General features: G+C 74.4%; 19 protein-coding genes. 10 read left to right on the top strand and 9 right to left on the bottom strand.

Annotated elements, in window-relative coordinates:
* Positions 1 to 38: 38 nt before the first annotated feature.
* The 6 genes from ACZ6KO_RS00170 to ACZ6KO_RS00145 all read left to right on the top strand — a co-directional run bounded on the left by ACZ6KO_RS00170 (position 39) and on the right by ACZ6KO_RS00145 (position 4,656).
* Complete coding sequence (locus ACZ6KO_RS00170) at positions 39 to 713, top strand: amino acid ABC transporter permease (RefSeq protein ID WP_469298062.1); 675 nt, start codon at positions 39 to 41, stop codon at positions 711 to 713.
* Positions 710 to 1,639: an amino acid ABC transporter permease gene (locus ACZ6KO_RS00165; RefSeq protein WP_469298060.1), complete on the top strand. Its 930-nt coding sequence runs from the start codon at positions 710 to 712 to the stop codon at positions 1,637 to 1,639. Before ACZ6KO_RS00170 ends, ACZ6KO_RS00165 begins: the two co-directional genes overlap by 4 nt.
* A 164-nt stretch (positions 1,640 to 1,803) precedes the next feature.
* Complete coding sequence (locus tag ACZ6KO_RS00160) at positions 1,804 to 3,522, top strand: FAD-dependent monooxygenase (protein ID WP_469298058.1); 1,719 nt, start codon at positions 1,804 to 1,806, stop codon at positions 3,520 to 3,522.
* A 40-nt stretch (positions 3,523 to 3,562) separates the two neighbouring features.
* Positions 3,563 to 3,649, top strand: coding sequence for a putative leader peptide (locus tag ACZ6KO_RS00155; protein ID WP_338116662.1), 87 nt, complete (start codon positions 3,563 to 3,565; stop codon positions 3,647 to 3,649).
* A gap of 63 nt (positions 3,650 to 3,712) precedes the next feature.
* Positions 3,713 to 4,255: a cupin domain-containing protein gene (locus ACZ6KO_RS00150; protein WP_469298053.1), complete on the top strand. Its 543-nt coding sequence runs from the start codon at positions 3,713 to 3,715 to the stop codon at positions 4,253 to 4,255.
* Positions 4,252 to 4,656, top strand: coding sequence for a rhodanese-like domain-containing protein (locus ACZ6KO_RS00145; protein WP_469298049.1), 405 nt, complete (start codon positions 4,252 to 4,254; stop codon positions 4,654 to 4,656). Before ACZ6KO_RS00150 ends, ACZ6KO_RS00145 begins: the two co-directional genes overlap by 4 nt.
* Positions 4,657 to 4,711: 55 nt before the next feature.
* On the opposite strand, the gene recX is transcribed toward ACZ6KO_RS00145, so the two are convergent.
* From recX to ACZ6KO_RS00130, 3 genes are all read right to left on the bottom strand, one after another.
* Positions 4,712 to 5,275: a recombination regulator RecX gene (gene recX, locus ACZ6KO_RS00140; RefSeq protein ID WP_469298046.1), complete on the bottom strand. Its 564-nt coding sequence runs from the start codon at positions 5,273 to 5,275 to the stop codon at positions 4,712 to 4,714.
* A gap of 4 nt (positions 5,276 to 5,279) precedes the next feature.
* Positions 5,280 to 6,392 (bottom strand): recombinase RecA, encoded by a 1,113-nt coding sequence (gene recA, locus ACZ6KO_RS00135; RefSeq protein ID WP_469298042.1) that lies wholly within the window; start codon positions 6,390 to 6,392, stop codon positions 5,280 to 5,282.
* 181 nt (positions 6,393 to 6,573) lie between these two features.
* On the bottom strand, positions 6,574 to 6,858 hold the full coding sequence (locus ACZ6KO_RS00130; RefSeq protein WP_469298040.1) for a hypothetical protein: 285 nt from the start codon (positions 6,856 to 6,858) through the stop codon (positions 6,574 to 6,576).
* A gap of 135 nt (positions 6,859 to 6,993) precedes the next feature.
* Between ACZ6KO_RS00130 and ACZ6KO_RS00125 the strand changes: the two genes are divergently transcribed.
* Positions 6,994 to 7,758, top strand: coding sequence for a Clp protease N-terminal domain-containing protein (locus tag ACZ6KO_RS00125; RefSeq protein ID WP_469298037.1), 765 nt, complete (start codon positions 6,994 to 6,996; stop codon positions 7,756 to 7,758).
* Here ACZ6KO_RS00125 and ACZ6KO_RS00120 read toward each other — a convergent pair.
* Both ACZ6KO_RS00120 and ACZ6KO_RS00115 read right to left on the bottom strand, forming a co-directional pair.
* A complete protein-coding gene (locus ACZ6KO_RS00120; protein ID WP_469301410.1) occupies positions 7,691 to 8,791 on the bottom strand; it encodes an AI-2E family transporter in 1,101 nt (366 codons plus the stop codon). The two genes, ACZ6KO_RS00125 and ACZ6KO_RS00120, sit on opposite strands and share 68 nt — an antisense overlap.
* A 428-nt stretch (positions 8,792 to 9,219) precedes the next feature.
* Positions 9,220 to 9,414, bottom strand: a complete 195-nt coding sequence (locus ACZ6KO_RS00115; protein ID WP_469298034.1) for a DUF3046 domain-containing protein — start codon at positions 9,412 to 9,414, stop codon at positions 9,220 to 9,222.
* An 81-nt stretch (positions 9,415 to 9,495) separates the two neighbouring features.
* Between ACZ6KO_RS00115 and ACZ6KO_RS00110 the strand changes: the two genes are divergently transcribed.
* Positions 9,496 to 10,440 (top strand): hypothetical protein, encoded by a 945-nt coding sequence (locus tag ACZ6KO_RS00110; RefSeq protein ID WP_469298030.1) that lies wholly within the window; start codon positions 9,496 to 9,498, stop codon positions 10,438 to 10,440.
* Here ACZ6KO_RS00110 and ACZ6KO_RS00105 read toward each other — a convergent pair.
* Both ACZ6KO_RS00105 and ACZ6KO_RS00100 read right to left on the bottom strand, forming a co-directional pair.
* A complete protein-coding gene (locus ACZ6KO_RS00105; RefSeq protein ID WP_469298027.1) occupies positions 10,409 to 10,717 on the bottom strand; it encodes an AzlD domain-containing protein in 309 nt (102 codons plus the stop codon). The two genes, ACZ6KO_RS00110 and ACZ6KO_RS00105, sit on opposite strands and share 32 nt — an antisense overlap.
* Positions 10,714 to 11,406 carry an AzlC family ABC transporter permease gene (locus ACZ6KO_RS00100; RefSeq protein WP_469301408.1) on the bottom strand — a complete coding sequence of 231 codons (693 nt, stop codon included), beginning with the start codon at positions 11,404 to 11,406 and terminating at the stop codon, positions 10,714 to 10,716. The genes ACZ6KO_RS00105 and ACZ6KO_RS00100 overlap by 4 nt, the downstream gene beginning before the upstream one ends.
* A 147-nt stretch (positions 11,407 to 11,553) precedes the next feature.
* Between ACZ6KO_RS00100 and ACZ6KO_RS00095 the strand changes: the two genes are divergently transcribed.
* On the top strand, positions 11,554 to 14,661 hold the full coding sequence (locus tag ACZ6KO_RS00095; RefSeq protein ID WP_469298025.1) for a hypothetical protein: 3,108 nt from the start codon (positions 11,554 to 11,556) through the stop codon (positions 14,659 to 14,661).
* A 10-nt stretch (positions 14,662 to 14,671) separates the two neighbouring features.
* On the opposite strand, the gene ACZ6KO_RS00090 is transcribed toward ACZ6KO_RS00095, so the two are convergent.
* Positions 14,672 to 15,547, bottom strand: coding sequence for an AraC family transcriptional regulator (locus tag ACZ6KO_RS00090; protein ID WP_469298020.1), 876 nt, complete (start codon positions 15,545 to 15,547; stop codon positions 14,672 to 14,674).
* An 80-nt stretch (positions 15,548 to 15,627) separates the two neighbouring features.
* On the opposite strand from ACZ6KO_RS00090, the gene ACZ6KO_RS00085 reads away from it, so the two are divergent.
* The gene (locus tag ACZ6KO_RS00085; protein ID WP_469298017.1) at positions 15,628 to 20,214 is read left to right on the top strand and encodes an ATP-dependent helicase; all 4,587 of its coding nucleotides are present in this window, start codon (positions 15,628 to 15,630) and stop codon (positions 20,212 to 20,214) included.
* A 38-nt stretch (positions 20,215 to 20,252) separates the two neighbouring features.
* Here ACZ6KO_RS00085 and ACZ6KO_RS00080 read toward each other — a convergent pair whose 3' ends face one another.
* On the bottom strand, positions 20,253 to 20,960 hold the full coding sequence (locus ACZ6KO_RS00080) for an NADPH-dependent F420 reductase (protein ID WP_469298014.1): 708 nt from the start codon (positions 20,958 to 20,960) through the stop codon (positions 20,253 to 20,255).
* Between the last annotated feature and the right edge of the window lie 48 nt (positions 20,961 to 21,008).

The following is a 21,008-nucleotide window of genomic DNA, read 5'->3' as shown; positions in this document are numbered from 1 at the left end:
GCGCGCCACCGACCATCCTGGGGAGAGCGCAGGGCATCGTGTTTGATTTTCTCGACTCCGGGCAGTACGACCTGCTCGGTGCCTTCTGGGTGACGGTTCAGCTCACCCTCTACTCGGCCGTCGGCTCCCTCATATGGGGAACCGTGCTCGCCGGTATGCGGGTCAGCCCCGTCCCGCTGATGCGGGGCTTCGGCGCGGCGTACGTCAACGTCGTCCGCAACATCCCGCTGACCGTGCTGATCATCGCCTGCTCGCTGGGCCTGAACCAGACCCTGCGCATCTCGCTCGGCGGTGAGAACTTCAAGGAGATCGGCTTCCGGCTCGCGGTGCTGGGCCTGGTCGCTTACACCGGCACCTTCGTCTGCGAGGCCCTGCGCTCGGGCATCAACACCGTTCCCGTCGGCCAGGCCGAGGCGGCCCGGGCCCTGGGCCTGAGCTTCTTCCAGGTGCTCACGCTGATCGTGCTCCCCCAGGCCTTCCGCGCGGTGATCGCGCCGCTGGCCAACGTACTGATCGCCCTCACCAAGAACACCACGGTGGCGGCGGCCATCGGAGTGGCCGAGGCCTCACTGCTGATGAAGGAAATGATCGAGAACGAAGCGGACGCGCTCTTCGCCGTCTTCGGGGTCATCGCCCTCGGCTTCGTCCTGCTGACCCTGCCGACCGGTCTGCTGCTGGGCTGGGTGGCCAAGCGAGTGGCGGTGAAGCGATGAGCTCCGTGCTGTACGACACCCCGGGCCCCAAGGCCAAGGTGCGCAACCTCGTCTACACCGCCGGCTTCCTGGTGCTGATGGCCCTGGCCTGCTGGTGGGTGCTGTCCGCGCTGGCCGACCAGAACCAGCTGGAAGCCGACAAGTGGACCCCGTTCGTCAACGACGGACAGATCTGGTCCACGTACCTGATCCCCGGTCTGCTCCAGACCCTCCAGGCCGCCGTCCTCGCCATGGTGATCGGCCTGCCGCTCGGCGCCCTGCTGGGCCTGGGCCGGCTCTCCGACCACGCCTACGTGCGGGTTCCCGTCGGAGTGATCGTCGAGTTCTTCCGGGCCATTCCGGTGCTGATCCTGATGGTCTTCGCCTCCGCGCTGTACGTGCAGTCCGGCGTCGACTCCGAGATCCGCCCGCTGTACGCGTGCGTCACCGGTCTCGTGCTCTACAACGCCGCGGTGATCGCCGAGATCGTCCGGGCGGGCGTCCTGTCGCTGCCGCGCGGCCAGGCCGAGGCGGCCCGGGCGCTGGGTCTGCGCAAGGGCCAGACCATGGCCACCATCCTGCTGCCGCAGGCGATCACGGCCATGCTGCCGGCCCTGGTCAGCCAGCTCGTGGTCATCCTCAAGGACACCGCGCTGGCCGGCGCCCTGCTCGGCTTCGCCGAGCTGATGACGTCGATCCGGCAGATCTCGGCCAACTACAGCAACGTCATCCCGACCCTGTTCGTGGTGGCCCTGATCTACGTGGTGCTCAACTTCGCGCTCACCTCCCTCGCTTCCTGGCTGGAGCGGCGGCTGCGGCGCTCGAAGAAGGGCCGGACGGTCCTGCCCGAGCAGCGGACCGGGGAGCTCTCGGGCGCGCCGGTCACGGCGGGCATCGACGGAGGTGCCGGCGACGGCGGGGGCGGCGACGGCGGCGGCACCAGCTGATCCTGAGTCAGTCTTCTTACGGAGCCCGTGTGCTGCGGCGGTAGTATTCCGCCGCGGCACACGGGCTCCGACATGTCCGTCGTACGTCACTGTCACTTGACGCGTGCAGTTACAGTGGGTTGCATACGTTCTGTGATCACATACCGGACATCGGGAGCCGCCGCATGGACCCGGTGATCGTCGTGGGTGCGGGGCCCGTCGGGCTGTCCCTGGCGCTCGCCCTGGCCGGCCAGGCAGTGCCCTGCGTCGTCCTCGACGAGGGCCCGGGCAAGGACGAGCCGCGTCCCGCCCGTACGGTCGTCCTGCACGCGGACACCGCCGCCATGGTCCACCGGCTGGGCTGCCGGACCCTGCGCGACGAGGGCGCGTACTACGCCGCCTGGCGCACGATGCGCCGCCGCCAGGAGACCCGGCGGATCACCTTCGAGGACCTGCCGGCACCCCTGCACGTGCCGCAGCACGCCCTCGCCCGGGCGCTGCGCGACACCGCGGCCGCGCACCCCATGGTCCAGCTGGTCACCGACAGCAGGCTCGACTCCGTGGAACAGGAGGGCCGCGGCGTCACCGCCCGCACCGCAGGTGCGAAAGCCACCTGGTGGCGCGGGAGCCACCTGGTCGGCTGCGACGGCGCCCGCTCCACCGTCCGCAAGCTGCTGGGGATCCGCTTCCCCGGCCGGACCGCCGTCGAGCGGCACGCAGTCGCCGCGCTGCGCACCGAACTGCCCTGGCCCGGCGAGGCCCTGCTGCACCGCAGCCCGCCGGCGCACAAGACGGCCGGCCCGCAGGAGGTGACCGCGCGGCCGCTGGCCGACGGGGTCTGGCGGCTGGACTGGCTGCTGGAACCGCGCGGCGAACTGGTGACCCCGGACGCACTGGTGACGCTCGTACGCGACACCCTGGGCGGCTGGTGCGACGGCAACACGCCCCGCTACGACCTGATCGACACCGGGGTGTACACCCTGCACCACCGGCTCGCCCGGCGCTGGCGCGACCGGCGGGTCTTCCTCGCCGGGGACGCGGCCCACCTGCTGGGCGCGCTGGGCACCCAGGGCGTCGAGGAGGGGCTGCGGGACGCCGAGAACCTGGCGTGGAAGCTGGCCCAGGCCTGGCACCACGGGGCCTCCGAGGAACTGCTGGACAGTTACGAGGCCGAGCGGCGCACCGCCGTCGCCGCCCGGCTGCGGGCCGCCGACCAGGCGATGGCCGTGCTGCGCGGCGGGGGCGGGCTGCGCACCCTGCTGGGTTCGGCCCGCTCGACCGAACTGCTGCTGACCGACGGCCACGTGGGGCGCGGCCCGCTGGGCGCGCCCCCGGTGTACGCCCCTCCGATGGCCGTACGGGAGGTGCCGACCGCCACGGAACCGGGCGGTCCGGTGGAGAACGTACCGGTGACCGCGCCGGACGGCGCGACCGTGCCGCTGCGCGACCTGCTGGGCCGGGGCCGGCTGCTGGTGGTGCTGGTGGCCCCGGGCACCGGGGTGTGGGACCGGCGGCACTGGGTCAAGGCCGGGCTGATGCCGCGGCTGGCGGCCGCGGTGAGCGCGCTGCCGATGCGCGCGGAACTGCTGGTGGCCGACGCCTACCCGGGGGCTCCGGCGCACACCGTGCTGCTGGTGCGGCCCGACGGGCACCTGGCGGCGACCTTCGCCGGGGTGCGGCCGGCCGAGCTGTACGAGGCGGCGGACGCGGTCCGGGCGGGCGCGCCGGAGGAGACGGAACAGGGCCGGCGCCCGGCCGCCGGTCGCACGGCGGGTGCGGCGGGCACGGCCATTGCCCTGTCGGCGGCTCCGGCATCGGCCGCGGCACCGGCATCGAGCGCGGCTCCGGCGGCGGCCGTGGTTCCCGCGCCGGTGGCCGAGGCGTCCGCCACGCCCCAGCAGTGATCGATTGACCGTCAAGGGCACTCATGGTTCACTCGCGGACATGACCGGCACCGACGTTCGCCTGTGGCGGAGGGTCCACATGGACCTCCTCCGCTACGCGGGCTGCGTCTGTCGCCCTTCCTGCTGATTCGCCCTTCCCCGCGCGCCCGTCGGCGCGCTCGTTCGCGAACCCACAGGACGGTCACACCCCATGTCCGCATTCCCGCAGGCCGCCGCCCCGGCACGCCCGCACACCACCGGCGGCCCCGCCGCCGCCGAGCTCCTCGCCTTCGCCCTGCGCACCGCCGCCGACACCGAGCTGATCGACTCGCTCCCGCTCGACCCCGAGGGCCGGACCTGGATCCGGCTCGACGGTCCCGGCGGCAGCGAGGCCTGGCTGATCGGCTGGCCGCCGGGCACCGGCACCGGCTGGCACGACCACGCCGAGTCGCGCGGGGCGTTCGCCACCGCCCGGGGCAGGCTGACCGAGCACTCGCTCGCGGTCCGGCTGCCCTCCGAGGGCTGGCAGAGCCTGAGCCTGGCCCCCGGCCACGACCGGTCCCGGGGCCTGGGCCCGGGCACCGGGCGGGCGTTCGGCGAGCACCACGTCCACGAGGTGCTCAACGAGTCCCCGGACGAGCACGCCGTCTCGGTCCACGCCTACTACCCGCCGCTGCCGTTGATCCGCCGCTACAGCCGCAGCGGCCCGGTCCTCACCCTGGAGCACGTCGAGCGTCCGGAGGACTGGCAGTGAGCGCGGCGGACCGGGTGGCCCCGGTGGGCATCGACGAACTGCTGGAGCGGGTCCGGCGGAGCTACGACCGGATCGAGGCCGACGCCGCCTACGAGGCGGCGCGCGCCGGGGCCCTGCTGGTGGACATCCGCTACCAGGCGCTGCGGACGCGCGACGGGCTGATCCCGGGCGCGCTGGTGGTCGAGCGCAACGAACTGGAGTGGCGCCTGGACCCGGTGGGCAGCCACCGGGCCGCGCAGGCGACCTCGCACGACCTGCGGGTGGTGCTCGTCTGCAACGAGGGGTACGCCTCCAGCCTGGCGGCGGTCTCCCTGCACCAGCTGGGTCTGCACCGGGCCACGGACCTGGTCGGTGGCTTCCAGGCGTGGAAGGCCGCCGGGCTCCCGGTCGTCCCCGCGTAACGGGCCGCGCGCGGCGGCGGCCGCCCCGGCCGTCGCCGCCTGCGTGGCCCTCGCCTCAGAAGGCCTCGTAGCCCAGGTCCTCGGTGTCCTCGCCCTCTTCCTCCAGCGCGCGCCGGACCACCCGCAGGGCCATGCCCTCCGGGTAGCCCTTGCGGGCCAGCATCCCGGCGAGCCGCCGGATCCGCTTGTCGCGTTCCAGCCCCCGGGTCGCGCGGAGCTTGCGCGCCACGAGCTCGCGGGCGGTCTCCTCCTCCTGCTCGGAATCGAGCCGCTCCAGCGCCTCGTCGACCAGCGACGCGTGCACCCCCTTGGTGCGCAGCTCGCGGGCGAGCGCCCGGCGGGCGAGGCCCCGGCCGTGGTGCCGGGACTCGACCCAGGCGCCGGCGAACGCGGCGTCGTCGATCAGGCCCACCTCCTCGAACCGGGAGAGGACCTCCTGCGCCACCTCCTCGGGGATGCCCCGCTTGTGCAGGGCGTCCGCGAGCTGCCGCCGGGTGCGCGGTGTCCCGGTGAGCAGGCGCAGGCAGATCGCCCGCGCCTGCTCCTCGGGACTCTGGGGAGGCGGCTCCTGTCCGGCCCTCGACGGACCGGAGCCCTCTCCCCGGGCATGCTCCCCCACCGGTTCAGCTCTTGGCGGTGGCGGTCTTGGCGGTCTTGGCCTTCGAGGCCGGGGCGGGCACGGTCGCGTCCGCGGCGGGTGCGGCCGCGGCGTCCGTGCCGGGCTCGGCGTCGGGGGCCTTGCGGACACCCACGCCCAGCTTCTCCTTGATCTTCCTCTCGATCTCGTTGGCGAGGTCGGGGTTGTCCTTCAGGAAGTTGCGGGCGTTCTCCTTGCCCTGGCCGAGCTGGTCGCCCTCGTACGTGTACCAGGCGCCGGCCTTGCGCACGAAGCCGTGCTCCACGCCCATGTCGATCAGGCCGCCCTCGCGGCTGATGCCCTGGCCGTAGAGGATGTCGAACTCGGCCTGCTTGAAGGGGGGCGCGACCTTGTTCTTGACGACCTTGACGCGAGTGCGGTTGCCGACCGCGTCGGTGCCGTCCTTCAGGGTCTCGATACGGCGGATGTCCAGGCGCACGGAGGCGTAGAACTTCAGCGCGCGGCCACCGGTCGTGGTCTCCGGCGAGCCGAACATCACACCGATCTTCTCGCGGAGCTGGTTGATGAAGATCGCGGTGGTCTTGGACTGGTTCAGCGCGCTGGTGATCTTCCGCAGGGCCTGGCTCATCAGGCGGGCCTGCAGACCCACGTGCGAGTCGCCCATCTCGCCCTCGATCTCCGCGCGCGGGACGAGCGCCGCGACGGAGTCGATGACGATCAGGTCGAGGGCGCCGGAGCGGACGAGCATGTCCACGATCTCCAGGGCCTGCTCACCGGTGTCCGGCTGGGACAGGATGAGGTTGTCGGTGTCCACGCCGAGGGCCTTGGCGTACTCGGGGTCGAGCGCGTGCTCGGCGTCCACGAACGCGACGGTGCCGCCGGCCTTCTGCGCGTTGGCCACGGCGTGCAGCGTCAGGGTCGTCTTGCCGGAGGACTCCGGCCCGTAGACCTCGACCACGCGGCCGCGCGGCAGACCGCCGACGCCGAGGGCGATGTCCAGAGCGGTCGAACCGGTGGGAATGACCTCGATGGGTTCGTTCGGCCGGTCGCCGAGGCGCATCACGGCGCCCTTGCCGAATTGTCGTTCAATCTGTGCGAGCGCGGCGTCGAGCGCCTTCTCGCGGTCGGTGCCTGCCATGGGTTCCACCCGGTTTGCTTGAGTCGATCGCTTCACGCCAAAGACGCTAACGCCTGCCACTGACAATGCGCCTCCGCGCCCGTTTCGGCTGTGGACAAGCCATGAGAATGGATGTTCGAATTCCGTGTCAAGCGCGCCGCCCGGCACCGGCTCGGGCACCGTCTCCGGCACCCGCTCGGGCTCAGACGTCCGGGCCGTACTCGCGGTCGTCCACCGGCGCGTGCGGGAGCTGGGCGTCCAGGGACTCGCGATACCGGACGCAGCCGCGCAGGAAGCGGGGCCAGGGCGGCACGGCCACGTCCGGCTCGATCCGCTCGGGGAGCAGGCCCCACAGCCCCGGGTGGTGCCAGCACAGGTCGTGCCCGGAGGCGTCGCGATGGGCACGGATGCCCGCGCGCAGCCGCCGGACCTCCGCGGCCAGCTCCTCCCGGCCGAGCCCGGCGAGGTCGGCGTCCCAGTCGTCCATGGCCGCAGGCTAGCCAGCGGGGCCACGCCGGCCGCCCAGGCGCGCCAGGGCCCACCGGCCCCGCCCCCGGACCGGACCGGACCGGACTGACAACCCAAGGTTGACACCCTCTGGGTGTCAACCTACGGTTGCACCATGACGAACCCTTCCGTGGAACCCGTTCGCATGGCCAATCCGGTACGCCTCGACGACCTCATCGAGGCCATCAAGAACGTCCACACCGACACCCTGGAGCAGCTCAGCGGCGCCGTCGTCGTCGCCGAGTCCCTCGGGGACATCGCCGACCACCTCATCGGCCACTTCGTCGACCAGGCCCGCCGCTCGGGCGCCTCCTGGACCGACATCGGCCGCAGCATGGGCGTCACCCGCCAGGCCGCCCAGAAGCGCTTCGTCCCCAAGGCCGACGCCGACCTCGACCCCGCCCAGGGCTTCTCCCGCTTCACCCCCCGCGCCCGCAACGTCGTCGTCACCGCCCAGAACGAGGCCCGCGCGGCCGGCAACACCGAGATCCGCCCGGAGCACCTCGCCCTCGGCCTGCCGGCCGACCCGAAGTGCCTCGCCGCGCTCGCGCTGGGCGCGCAGGGCGTCGGGCCGGAGGCCCTGCGCGCGGCCGTCACCGCCGTCCTGCCGCCGGCGGCCGACGGGGTCCCGGACCTCATCCCGTTCGACGCCGGCGGCAAGAAGGCCCTGGAACTCACCTTCCGCGAGGCCCTGCGCCTGGGCCACAACTACGTCGGCACCGAGCACATCCTGCTCGCCCTCCTCGAACTGGAGGACGGCGAGGGCGTGCTGAGCGGCCTCGGCGTCGACAAGGCCGGTGTCGAGGCGACCGTCAGCGAAGTCCTGGCCGCCGTGGCAGCCTCGGCCGACGGGCACGAGACGTCCGGCGGCCCGGCGTAAGCTCGTCCGCCACCGCGTACCGCTTGACGTACGCGCCGAGGAAGGCCTGGAGCGTGGCCACGGCGGGAATCGCGATGAGCGCCCCGACCGCGCCCAGCAGGGCGGTGCCCGCGATGACCGATCCGAAGGCCACCGCCGGGTGGATGTCCACGGTCTTCGCGGTCAGCTTCGGCTGGAGCACGTAGTTCTCGAACTGCTGGTAGACCACCACGAACCCGAGGACGTACAGCGCGTACCAGGGGTGCACGGTGAACGCGATCAGCATGGGCAGCGCGCCCGCCAGGTAGGTGCCGATCGTGGGGATGAACTGGGAGACCAGGCCCACCCACACGGCGAGCGCGGGCGCGTAGGACACGTCCAGGAACGCGAACAGGATGTAGTGCGAGATGCCGGAGATCAGCGCCATCAGCCCGCGCGAGTAGAGGTAGCCGCCGGTCTTGGCGACCGCGATCTCCCAGGCCCGCAGCACCTCGGCCTGCTTGGCGGGCGGCAGGACGGAACACAGCGCGCGGCGCAGCCGCGGCCCGTCGGCGGCGAAGTAGAACGCGAACAGCCCGATCGTCAGCAACTTGAAGAGCCCGCCGAGAACGGTGGTGGAGATGTCCAGGACGCCCGAGGCGCTGTTCTGTACGTACTTCTGCAGCCAGTCGGAGTGCAGCAGGCTGTCCTGGATCGCGAGGCGGGACAGTTCGGTGTGGAAGGTGGAGTTGATCGAGCCGATGACGTCGTCGAGGTAGCCCGGGAAGTCCGCGATCATGTCGATGATCTGGGCGGCGAGCATCGAGCCGAGCAGCACGACGAAGCCGACGGCCGCGACGAACACCCCGAAGAAGACCAGGAAGGTGGCGAGTCCGCGGCGCATGCCGCGCGCCGCCATCCGGGCCACGGCCGGCTCGATCGCCAGCGCCAGGAAGAAGGCGATGAGGATGTTGACGAGCAGGCCGATCAGCTGGTGGAAGGCCCAGCTGCCGAGCTGGAAGCAGGCGTAGAGGGCCAGGACCAGCAGCACGGCCCGCGGCAGCCAGCGCGGCATCCGCGCGCCGGGGTCCACCGGGCCGGCCGTGGCGCGGCCGCCGGAACCGCCCGCGGCGGGCTCCGGTCCGCTCCCGGCATCCGCGTCGGTGCCGGCGTCCGTACCGGCGTCCGTACCGGTGTGCGTGTCGGTGTACGTGTCGCTGCCGGTGTGCACGTCGGTATCCGTCGGCGGCCCGGTGCGTACGCCGCCCGGTTCCTGCACCGGGCGGCGGGCGCCGGGTACGGGTCCGCGTGGCTCCGGAGCGGGCCGGCGGCCGGGCGCGGACGCGCCGGGCGCCCCGGGCATGCCGGGCGCGCCGCCGGCGTCCGGGGTGCCGGGGGCCCGGTGGGACGGGTCGGGCTGATCGGTCTCATCGGTGGCTGCCACGCGCACCAGTTTCGCCTACGCCGCCGACGGCGCGTCCGTACGGCTGCCCCGCCCCGTCCTCAGCGCAGCGTGTCGGGCACGTTCATCGCCGAACACACCGCGCGCCACACGTCCTTGGTCTCCCAGCCCGCGTCGAGCGCCTGGAGCACCGTGCGCCCGCCGAGCTCGGCCATGACGTGGTCCCGCGCGAAGGAGTCGGCGTAGCCGGCCCCGAAGTGCTCCGCCATCCGCTCCCAGAAAATCGTCAACCGCATGCGCCCAGTATCCCGCCCCGTCGGAGTGGACCGGACCCGTTCACCCCCTCCCCGGCCCGCCGGAGGTCCTACGGTTTCGCCATGGCCGGAGACGAGACATCCATGCTGGCCCGCGCTGAGCAGTTCATCTGGCTCACGGCCCGGGTGCTGGAGCAGCGGCGGTTCGCGTTCCACTTCCTCGGCGGCGATCCCGACCCGGTCGACGCGGCGCTGGGCCCGTACCTGAACGACGACGGCGGCTACGGCCACGCCCTGGACCCGGATCTGCGCGGTCCGCTCAGCCAGCCGCTGCACACCGCCCACGCGCTGCGGGTGCTGGACAGCCTGGGCCGCTGCGCGGGCCAGCGGATCGAGCGGCTGTGCCGCCACCTGACCCGGGTCTCCACCGTGGACGGCGCGCTCCCGGTGTGCTTCCCGGCGCCGCGCGCCCACCCCTCGGCGCCGTACCACCCGGCCCCGGACGACCCGCCGGGCGCACTGCTCACCACCGGCCCGGTGGTCGGACTGCTGCACCGCAACCAGGTGTGGCACGCGTGGCTGTTCCGGGCCACCGACTTCTGCTGGGAGCGGGTGGAGACGCTGCGCCACACCCATCCGTACGAGGTCCAGAGCGCCGTCGCCTTCCTGGACGGCGCCCCGGACCGGTCCCGGGCGGCGGCCGCCGCGGACCGGCTGGGCCGCCTGGTGCGGGAGCGGGGCCTGGTGCTGCTCGACCCGGACCTGCGGGCGCAGCACCCGGTGGCCCCCGGCTACGCACCGGGCGAGCACCTCTTCGCGTACGACTACGCGCGCCGGCCCGAGTCGCTTGCGCGCGGCTGGTTCACGGACGAGGAGATCACCCGCTCGCTGGACTTCCTCGTCGCCGACCAGCAGGAGGACGGCGGCTGGCCGGTGCGTCGGCGGGCCTGGGCGCCGGGCAGCTGTCTGGAGCGACGCCCGATCGCCACCCTGGAGGCGCTGCTGACGCTGCGCGCGTACGGCCACCGGCCCGGCGTCAGCCGCCCAGGGCCCGCACGCCCGCGGTGACCACGACGGCGGCGGCGACCACGACCAGGAACGGGGCGCGCAGCAGCAGGGCGAGCCCGGCGGCCGCGAGCCCGGCGGCCCGGGCGTCGAGGACCAGCTCGGAGCCGGTGGCGAAGGTCTGCTGGGCGGTGAGCGCGGCCAGCAGCGCCACCGGTAGCAGGGCGGCCAGCTGCCGCACCGCGGGGCGCTCCAGGGCGCCCGCCGGGACGAGCAGACCGGCGAGCTTGACGGCGTAGCAGCCGAGGACGGTGACGCCGATGGCGATCCAGACGTTCATGAGCGGCGGCGTCCCTTCAGGAACAGAACGGCGGGGGCGGCGAGGGCGGCGACCAGCACCGGCACCCCGGCGGGCAGCAGCGGCAGGAATCCGAGACCGAGCACCAGCGCGAGGACGGCGACGGCCCGCTCGGTGGCGGTGCGCAGCATGGGCGCGAGGAGGGCGAGGAAGACCGCGGGACCGGCGGCGTCCAGGCCCCAGGCGGCCGTGTCGCCGATGGCCTCGGCGCCGAGCGCGCCGAGCAGGGTGGTGAGGTTCCACAGCACGTACAGGCTCAGTCCGGTGACGGCGAAGCCGAGGCGGGCGGACCCGCGGTCCTTCTGGGCCAGGGACACGGCGGCGGTCTCGTCGATCACCCAGTGCGCGGCGAAGGGACGTACGGCGCGGGGCAGGGCGAGCAGCTGGGACAGCCGCAGCCCGTAGAAGGCGTTGCGGGTGCCGAGGAAGAAGGCTCCGGCGGCGGCCGTGAAGGGGTTGCCGCCGGCGGCGAGCGCGCCGACGAGGGCGAACTGCGAGGCACCGGTGAAGACGAGCAGGCTGAGCACGCAGGCCTGCACCACGCTGATCCCGGACCCGGCGGCGGTCACCCCGAAGGCGAACCCGGACAGGCCGACGGCCACGCCGACCCCGAGCGCGTCGCGCACGACCGCGCGCCGGTCCCCGGCGGCCGCCGCTGCGGCCGGCGCCACGGCGCCTGCCCGTGCCTCCGCCCGTACCCCGGGCGGTTTCGGGGTCTGCGTCTGCGTCCGGCTCTCCGGCTCCGGCTGCGTCTCCGGCTGTGTCTTCGTCACGACCGCGACGCTAGGCGGGTCCCCCGCGCACGGTCTTGTACGTTCTTGCGCGACGACCGCGACGACCGCGACGACCGCGACGACGGCCATGACGGCGGGCGGTGCGCGGTGTGCGCGGCGCGCATCGCGTACGGACAGCACGGGCCCCACTACCGTGAGTGCATGCCCCGTGCGCGCAAGCAGGCGTCCATGATCCGCCCCTGTCCCCGCTGGGCCCCCTGGCTGTGCTGGCTCGGGCTGGCCGTGGGCGCCGTCCTCGTCGGGGTGTACGCCGCGGTCCGGCCCCGGGACCTGGACGGCGAGGTGGCGCTGGAGCTGGCCGGCGGCTGGGAACGGGCCTGCGAGGCCGTCCTCGGGCAGAACCTGTGGTGCCGCACGGGCGCGGACCGCCTGGAGCTGTTCCGTGACGCGCTGCGCGCCGACCTGTGGCTGTGCGTCCCCGGGTACGCGCTGATCGGGGCCGCGCTGTTCGGCTTCGGGTGCTGCTTCCTGTACCGCACGGTCTCGCGCCGGTTCGCCGTACGGGGGCTGTGGGCCACGGCGGCGATGGCCGCGGCCGACGTCCTGGAGGACCTGTTCCTCCTCCGCGGCCTGGACCGGCTCGGGCCGGCAGGTGACGGCGATCTGGCGCGGGCCTCCTGGTGCGCGCTGCTGAAGTGGTCCCTGGCCGGCCCGGTGGCGGCCGCCGCGCTGTGGATCACCGTGACCCTGCTGGCCCGGCTGGTCCTGGGCCGGGCCGCGGTGCACGGCACGAAGGACGCCGGGCGGCCCAGGGTCCAGCACGCGCCCCTGCTCGCCGACGGCTCGCAGCCGTGGGACGACCCGGACGTCATCGCCCCGGCCGCCGCCCCGCACACCACCACCCCGCTGCCCGACTGGGCGGGCGAGGCAGCGCAGCAGCCGCCGCCGGACAGCGCCGCGGCCCGCTGGCGGACCCGGGCGCTGGAGCTGCCGGGCCGGGAGGCCGCCGGGACCGGGATCTGCGTCTCGGGCGGCGGGATCCGCTCCGCCTCCGTCACGCTGGGCGCGCTCCAGGCGCTGCGCACCGCGGGGGTGCTGACGCGCGCCCGCTACCTGGTGTCCGTATCGGGCGGCGGCTACACGGCCGGCGCGTTCCAGCTCGCGCTCACCGGGCGGCAGCCCGAGTGGGACGGCGAGCCGCCCGTACGGGCCGATCTGGCCACCGTGCACGACGCGTTCGCGCCCGGCAGCCCGGAGGAGGACCACATCCGCCGGCACGCCAAGTACCTGGCGGACGGCCCGCGCGAGATGCTGCAGGCCGTCCTGGTCGTCCTGCGCGGCGTCCTGATCTCGCTGGGGCTGCTCGCGCTGGTCTTCACGGTGGCGGGCGTGTACCTCGGCCAGTTCTACCGGACCGTGCCCATGGCCGCGCTGGACGGTCTGCGACCCGGGCCGAGCGGGGCCTTCCCCTCTCTGTGGCTGCACCCGCAGCTGGCGTGGCCGCTGGCGCTCCTGGTGGGGCTGGCGGGTCTGGTGGCGGTGGCGGCCTCCGTCGTGCGGGCGTTCACCGGGCGCTCGCGGCCCGCCTGGGTCCGCGCCACGGTGCGGGCGATCCTCGTGGGAGCGGGCGCGCTCGTGCTGTTCGGGGTGGTGCTGCCCGCCGTGATCTGGTTCTTCGCCTGGCTGGCGGACCATCAGGACATCTTCCCGCAGGGCCCCCGGGGGATCTCGGGCCTGGCCGCGCTGACCGCCGCCGCCACCGCCCTCGCCGGTCTGTTCAGCGCGACGAAGAGCCGGGTCAAGGCCGTGCAGCCGGACGGCGAGCGTCCGAGCTGGTTCTCGCGGGGCACCACCCTGCTCACCGCGCAGACCGGCAAGGACTGGGTCCAGTGGATCGTCGTCTGGCTGGTGCTGCTCCTGCTGGTGTTCTTCGGGCTGGCGCTGATGTCCTGGGCCGCGGTGGAATCCCGCGACTGGAGCGGCCCGGTACGCGTCACGCTCGTGGCCGTGCTGCTGGTGGCGGCGCTGCTGCTGGACCAGACGACGTTCAGCCTGCACCCCTTCTACCGGCAGCGGCTGGCGGGCACGTTCGCCGTGCGGCGCGCCGTCATGCGGGACGGATCGGCCGGCGCCCTGCCGTACGACTACTACACGGAGGCGACCACGCTCTCCACGCACGGCGCCCGGGTGGCGGGCTTCCCGCAGGTTCTCTTCGCCGCGTCGGCGGCGATGACCGGACGCAACCGGACGGCGCCGGGCCGCGCGGCCGTGCCGTTCACGTTCTCCCACGACTACGTCGGCGGCCCCGACACCGGGTGGGTGCGCACGACGGCCCTGGAGGCGACGGCCCATCCGCTGGTCCGGCGCGACCTCACGGTGCAGTCGGCCATGGCGGTGTCCGGCGCCGCGTTCGCCTCCGCGATGGGAGCCCAGGAGAAGGCGGTGCAGCGGCTGTTCGCCCTGTCCAACCTGCGGCTGGGCACCTGGGTGCCCAATCCGCTGTACCTGGCGAAGGTGGCCGAGCGCGGGCCGGACTGGGTCCTGCCGCGGGTGCCGCGGTTCCGCCGGCTGCGCTACCAGTTCCAGGAACTGGCCGGCCGCTACTCCGACACCAGCCCGCTGCTGCTGTGCACCGACGGCGGCCACTTCGACAACCTGGGCCTGGTCGAGCTGCTGCGGCTGCGCTGCGAGACGGTGTACGTCGTCGACTCCTCGGGGGACTCGCCGCCGCTGGCTTCCACGCTCGCCCAGGCCGTGACCCTGGCGTACGAGGATCTCGGCGTACGCATCGGCTTCGACCGGGAGGAGGTGCTGAAGCTGGTGCCGGGCAGCGCGCCGGAGGTCGAGCCGACCGCGCCGCTGGCCGCGCTGAACACCCGGTTCTCCGCGAACTGCGTGGTGCGCGGGGTGATCGAGTACCCGGAGCCCGTGGTGTTCGCCGAGGGACGGGAGCCGACCCGGTGGGGGACCATCGTCGTCGCGAAGGCGGCCTTGACCCCGGACATGCCGTACGAACTGCTGAGCTACGCGCTCAAGGAGAAGCTGTTCCCGCGGCAGACCACGTTCGACCAGTGGTTCGACCACACGCAGTTCGACGCGTACCGGGCGCTGGGCCACCACCTCGGCAGGGCGGCGGCCGCCGCGCTCGGGCCGGAGGAGCGGGGCGCGGACCGGACCGGACGGAGCCGGTGACCCGTCACTGCTATCGGGTGTCCCCGACGACGCGTGCGCGGCGGTAGGCCCCCGGGGGGACGCCGACGATCCGGGTGAAGTGCCGGTTCAGGTGCGGCTGGTCGGTGAAACCCACCTCCACGGCCGCCCGCGCGGGCGGGGTGCCCCGCTCCAGCAGCCGGCGGGCACGGCGGACCCGGGCGTCGGTCAGCCAGGTGTGCGGCGGCATGCCGTAGCGCTCGCGGAAGGCCCGCAGCAGGGCGAACGGGCTGGTGCCGAGCGAGGCGGCCAGCTGTTCCAGGGTCGGCGGGTCGGCCAGCCGGTCCTCCAGGACCGCCCGGGCCCGTTCGGCCGCGGCCGCGCCGGCCCCGGGGACCGTACGGGCGGGCAGCGGGGCGCCGTGGCGGCGCAGCATGCGGGCCACGGCGATGCGCAGCAGGCTGTCGGCCGCCAGGGCGTTGCCCGCCTCGGCGGCCCGGTGGACCTCGGCGATCAGGCGGGCGCCCTCGCGGTCGGCGACGGTGGTCAGCGCGAAGCCGGGGGTGCCGCGGACGGTGGCGATGTCGGCGGCGACCTCGGCGACCAGGTCGCGGTCGGGGTAGAGGGTGGCGTACGCCCAGCCCTCGGGGGCGCCGGCCCGGGCGGTGTGCGGGACCTCCGGGTTGATCAGGACCACGCTGCCGGGGCCGGCCAGGTCGGTGCCGCCGGGCAGGCCCACCTCCTCGATGCCGCCGGTGACGGCGGCCAGGACGTAGCCGTCGTGGGCGTGGCGGGGGAAGGTGTGCCGTACGTAGTGGGCGCGCAGCAGGTCCAGGCCGGGCAGCCCGTCGCAGCGCCAGTGGCGGGCCCACTCCCCGTCGGGCTCTTCGGCCTGGATGAGCTGCTCGGGCTGCTCGGGCTTCCCCATCCCCCCATTCTGCGCCCTCCGGCGGGAGCGCGTTTACGCAGGTCCGGCCCGTTGTCAGTGGGGAGGTGCACGATGGGGTCATGGCCACTGGCGCACTCGAATCGTTCTCACCCGCGACCCGGTCCTGGTTCACGGGGGCCTTCGCCTTGCCGACCGCCGCCCAGGAGGGCGCCTGGCGGGCGATCGGCGCGGGCTCGGACGTGCTCGTGGTGGCGCCCACCGGCTCCGGCAAGACGCTCGCGGCGTTCCTGGCCGCCCTGGACCGGCTGGCGTCCACGCCGCCGCCGGCCGAGGCCCACAAGCGCTGCCGGGTGCTGTACGTGTCGCCGCTGAAGGCGCTCGCGGTGGACGTGGAGCGCAATCTGCGCAGCCCGCTGACCGGCATCCGGCAGGAGGCCGTACGGATGGGGCTGCCCGAGCCGGAGATCCGGGTCGGGATCCGCTCCGGCGACACCCCGCCGGCGGAGCGGCGGGCGCTGGCCACCCGGCCGCCGGACATCCTCATCACGACGCCCGAGTCGCTGTTCCTGATGCTGACCTCGGCCACGCGGGAGGCGCTGGCGGGGGTCGAGACGGTGATCCTGGACGAGGTGCACGCGGTGGCCGGCACCAAGCGGGGCGCGCACCTGGCGCTGTCGCTGGAGCGGCTGGACGAGCTGCTGCCGCGCCCGGCACGCCGGATCGGGCTGTCGGCGACGGTGCGGCCGGTGGAGGAGGTGGCCCGCTATCTCGCGCCGCGCGGCCGGGTGGAGATCGTCCAGCCGCCGTCGGACAAGCAGTTCGACCTGTCCGTGGTCGTCCCCGTGCAGGACATGGGGGAGTTGGCGGGCTCGCCGGCCACCGAGGAGCGCGAGGGCGGCGACAAGCCGTCGATCTGGCCGCATGTGGAGGAGCGGATCGCGGACCTGGTGCAGGCGCACCGCTCGACGATCGTGTTCGCCAACTCGCGGCGGCTCGCGGAGCGTCTGTGCAACCGGCTCAACGAGATCGCCTACGAGCGGGCGGTGGGCGAGGCGCTGCCGCAGGGGGCGCCGCCCGCCGAGATCATGGCGCAGTCGGGGGCGGCGCGGGGCGCGCCGCCGCTGCTGGCGCGGGCCCACCACGGCTCGGTGTCCAAGGAGCAGCGGGCGCTGGTCGAGGAGGACCTGAAGGCGGGCCGGCTGCCGGCGGTGGTGGCCACCTCCAGCCTGGAGCTGGGCATCGACATGGGCGCGGTGGACCTCGTGGTGCAGGTGGAGTCGCCGCCGTCGGTGGCCTCGGGCCTGCAGCGGGTGGGCCGGGCCGGACACCAGGTCGGCGCGGTCTCCACCGGGGTGGTGTTCCCCAAGTACCGGGGCGACCTGGTGCAGGCGGCGGTGGTCACCGAGCGGATGCGCAGCGGCTCGATCGAGAGCCTGCGGATCCCGTCGAACCCGCTGGACGTGCTGGCGCAGCAGCTGGTCGCGATGACCGCCATGGACACCTGGCAGCTGGACGACCTGCTCGCCCTGGTGCGGCGGGCCGCGCCGTTCGCCGCGCTGCCGGAGTCGGCGTTCACGGCGGTGCTGGACATGCTGGCGGGGCGCTATCCCTCCGACGCGTTCGCCGAGCTGCGCCCGCGCGTGGTGTGGGACCGGGTCGCGGGCACGGTGACGGGGCGGCCGGGTGCCCAGCGGCTGGCGGTCACCTCGGGCGGCACGATTCCCGACCGCGGCCTGTTCGGGGTGTTCCTCGCGGGCGCCGATCCGAAGAAGGGCGGCGGCCGGGTCGGAGAGCTCGACGAGGAGATGGTCTACGAGTCCCGGGTGGGCGACGTGTTCACCCTGGGGACCACGTCCTGGCGGATCGAGGACATCACGCGCGACCGGGTGCTGGTCTCGCCGGCGCCGGGGGTGCCGGGCCGGCTGCCGTTCTGGAAGGGCGACCAGCTGGGCCGTCCGCTGGAACTGGGGCGCGCGGTGGGCGCGTTCCTGCGCGAGGTCGGCCGGATGGGCCAGGAGGACGCGCGGCTGCGGCTGCTGGCGGCCGGGCTCGACGCGTGGGCCGCCGACAACGTGCTGGCGTACCTGGCGGAGCAGCGCGAGGCCTGCGGCCATGTGCCGGACGACCGGACCATCGTGGTGGAGCGGTTCCGGGACGAGCTGGGCGACTGGCGGGTGGTGGTGCACTCGCCCTTCGGCGCCCAGGTGCACGCCCCGTGGGCGCTGGCCCTCGGGGCCCGCCTCGCCGAGCGGTACGGGATGGACGCCCAGGTGATGCACGCCGACGACGGGATCGTGCTGCGGCTGCCGGACGCGGATCTGATGGGCCTGGACCTGCTGGACCACGACCCCGCCGCGCCCGCCTTCGAGTTCGACAGCGAGCAGGCCCCGCTGGGCGCGGCCGACGTCGCCTTCGACAAGGGCGAGGTCGACCGGATCGTCACCGACCAGGTGGGCGGCTCCGCCCTGTTCGCCTCCCGGTTCCGTGAGTGCGCGGCGCGCGCCCTGCTGCTGCCGCGCCGCAATCCGGGCCGGCGCACCCCGCTGTGGCAGCAGCGCCAGCGCGCGGCCCAGCTGCTCCAGGTGGCCTCGGAGTTCGGGTCGTTCCCGATCGTGCTGGAGGCGGTGCGCGAGTGCCTCCAGGACGTCTTCGACGTGCCGGGGCTGACCGAGCTGATGGGCGACATCGAGGCGCGCCGGGTCCGGCTGGTGGAGGTCACCACCCCCGAGCCGTCCCCGTTCGCCCGCTCCCTGCTGTTCGGGTACGTGGCGCAGTTCCTGTACGAGGGGGACTCGCCGCTGGCGGAGCGGCGGGCGGCGGCGCTGTCGCTGGACTCGCGGCTGCTGGCCGAGCTGCTGGGCCAGGCCGAGCTGCGCGAGCTGCTGGACCCGGAGGTCCTGGCCGACCTGGAGCGGGAGCTGCAGTGGCTGACGGAGGACCGGCGCGCCAAGGACGCCGAGAGCGTGGCCGATCTGCTGCGGCTGCTGGGCCCGCTGACGCAGGACCAGCTGGCCGAGCGGGGCGCCGAGGAGTCCTGGGCGGGGGAGCTGGCCGCCGCCCGGCGCGCCATCCGGGTCCGGATCGCCGGCGAGGACCACTGGGCGGCCGTCGAGGACGCGGGCCGGCTGCGGGACGCGCTGGGCACGGCGCTGCCGGTGGGCGTCCCGGAGGCCTTCACCGAGCCGGTCAAGGACCCCCTGGGTGACCTGCTGGCCCGGTACGCGCGCACGCACGGCCCGTTCACCTCCGCCGCCGTCGCCGCCCGCTTCGGACTGGGCACGGCGGTGACCGAGGGGGCGCTGCAGCGGCTGGCGGCGGCCGGTCGGCTGGTCCAGGGCGAGTTCCACCCGGCCGGCATCGGTCAGGAGTGGTGCGACACGGCCGTCCTGCGCCGGCTGCGCCGCCGCTCGCTGGCGGCGCTGCGCCAGGAGCTGGAGCCCGTACCGCCCGCCGCGCTGGCCACGTTCCTGCCGCAGTGGCAGCACCTGGGCGGGGCGCTGCGCGGGATCGACGGACTGGCCCGGGCGGTGGAGCAGTTGCAGGGCGCGCCGGTGCCGGCTTCCGCGCTGGAGCGGCTGGTCCTGCCGTCCCGGGTGGCGGGCTACTCCCCCGCCCTGCTGGACGAGCTGACGACCACGGGCGAGGTCGTGTGGGCGGGCGCGGGCGCGCTGCCCGGCAAGGACGGCTGGGTCTCCCTCTATCTGGCGGACGCGGCGCCCCTGTTGCTGCCGCCGGCGCACCCGCTGGAGCCGAGCCCCCTGCACCAGGCGGTCCTGGACTGCCTGTCGGGGGGCTACGGCCTGTTCTTCCGCCAGATCGCGCAGAGCGTGCGGACGGCCTGGCCGGAGGCCACCGACGTACAGCTGTCCGAGGCGATCTGGGACCTGGCCTGGTCGGGCCGGCTGACCAACGACACCCTCGCCCCCTTGCGTTCGCTGCTGGGCTCGGGGCGTACGGCGGGGTCCACGGCCCACCGGGCGCGGCGTACGGTGCCGCGCGGGCGGTACGGCACGCTCAGCGCGTCGGTGTCGCGGCCCGGCCCGCCGACGGTGTCGGGCCGCTGGTCGCTGCTGCCCGCCGCGGCGCCCGATCCCACGCACCGGGCGCACGCGCTGGCGCGGACCCTGCTGGACCGGCACGGGGTGGTCACCCGGGGTGCGGTGCAGGCCGAGGGGGTGGAGGGCGGCTTCAGCGCCGTCTACCGGATCCTGTCGGCCTTCGAGGACAGCGGCCAGGCCCGCCGGGGCTATGTGGTCGAGGGGCTGGGCGCCGCCCAGTTCGCGATGGACGGCGCGGTGGACCGGCTGCGGGCCGCCGAGCGGACCCCGCCGCCGCTGGCCGCGGTGGTGCTGGCGGCCGCCGATCCGGCGAACGCGTACGGCGCGGCCCTGCCGTGGCCGGAGCCGCCGGCCGGGGCCACCCACAAGCCGGGGCGCAAGGCCGGCTCGCTGGTGGTGCTGGTCGACGGCGAGCTGGTGCTCTACCTGGAGCGCGGCGGCAAGACGCTGCTGGCCTGGCCGCCGGTCGACGATCCGCGGCTGACGGCGGCCACCGGCGCGCTGGCCGAAGCCTCCCGGGCGGGCGCCCTGCCCGCGCTCACGGTGGAGCGGATCAACGCCACCGCGGCGCTGACCTCTCCGCTGGGCCTCGCCCTGGAGACGGCCGGGTTCCACGCCACCCCGCGGGGGCTGCGGCTGCGGAACTGACGAAGGGCACCGGCGCACCGTCGGCACAGCGGCTGCGCTCAGCGCACCACCTTGACGCCGAAGCGGCCGCCGCCCAGCGCGAACTGGATCGCGCTGTGCAGGTGGGCGTACATCTCCAGGGCCCGGGCCGAGACGATCGGGCCGAGGTCGAGGACGTCCTCCCAGCCATAGGTCCGCAGCAGTGCGGTGACCTGCTCCTTGGCGTCCGCGTGGTCCCCGGCGATGAACAGCGTGTGGTGTCCGCCGCCGACGGCCCGGGGGTCGACGACGGTCTCCTGTTCCTGGGTGACGCCGGCCTTGACCACCTTGGCGCGCGGCAGGGCGCGCTGGATCCGTTCGCCGAGGCTGTCGGAGTCCACCGGGTCCAGGGCCGGCATGACCCCCCAGGGCGTGGGCCAGGGGTGGGCCCGCTCGGGGTTGTAGATGTACGGGACGGCGTAATCCATGATCGTTTTGCCGTCCAGGTGGCGGGCGATGCCGGTGAGCACCCGTACCGCGTTCGCGCCGTCGATGCCGTTGACGACCAGTTCGGCGCCCGCCGCGGCGTCGGCGAAGTTCATGAGCTCGATGCCGGGGTAGCCGGCGAGCCACTGGCCGAAGGGCTCGATGCCCATGAAGTCCGGCTCGGTCCGCCCGAGGGTGACCTGCGAGTCCCGGGTGCCCACGCACACGTCGTGCCCCAGTTCCAGCAGTTTGGAGGCGTGCGCGCGGCCTCCGCCGCCGGTGCCCAGTACCGCGACCTTCATCCGTCTCTCCTTCTCCTCGCGTGTTCACCGCTCGTGCGGAGCCTGACC

This window comes from Streptomyces sp. NPDC042102, assembly GCF_055582305.1.
Note: the sequence above shows the minus strand (reverse complement) of the source record. Positions and strands in the feature narration are given on the sequence as shown.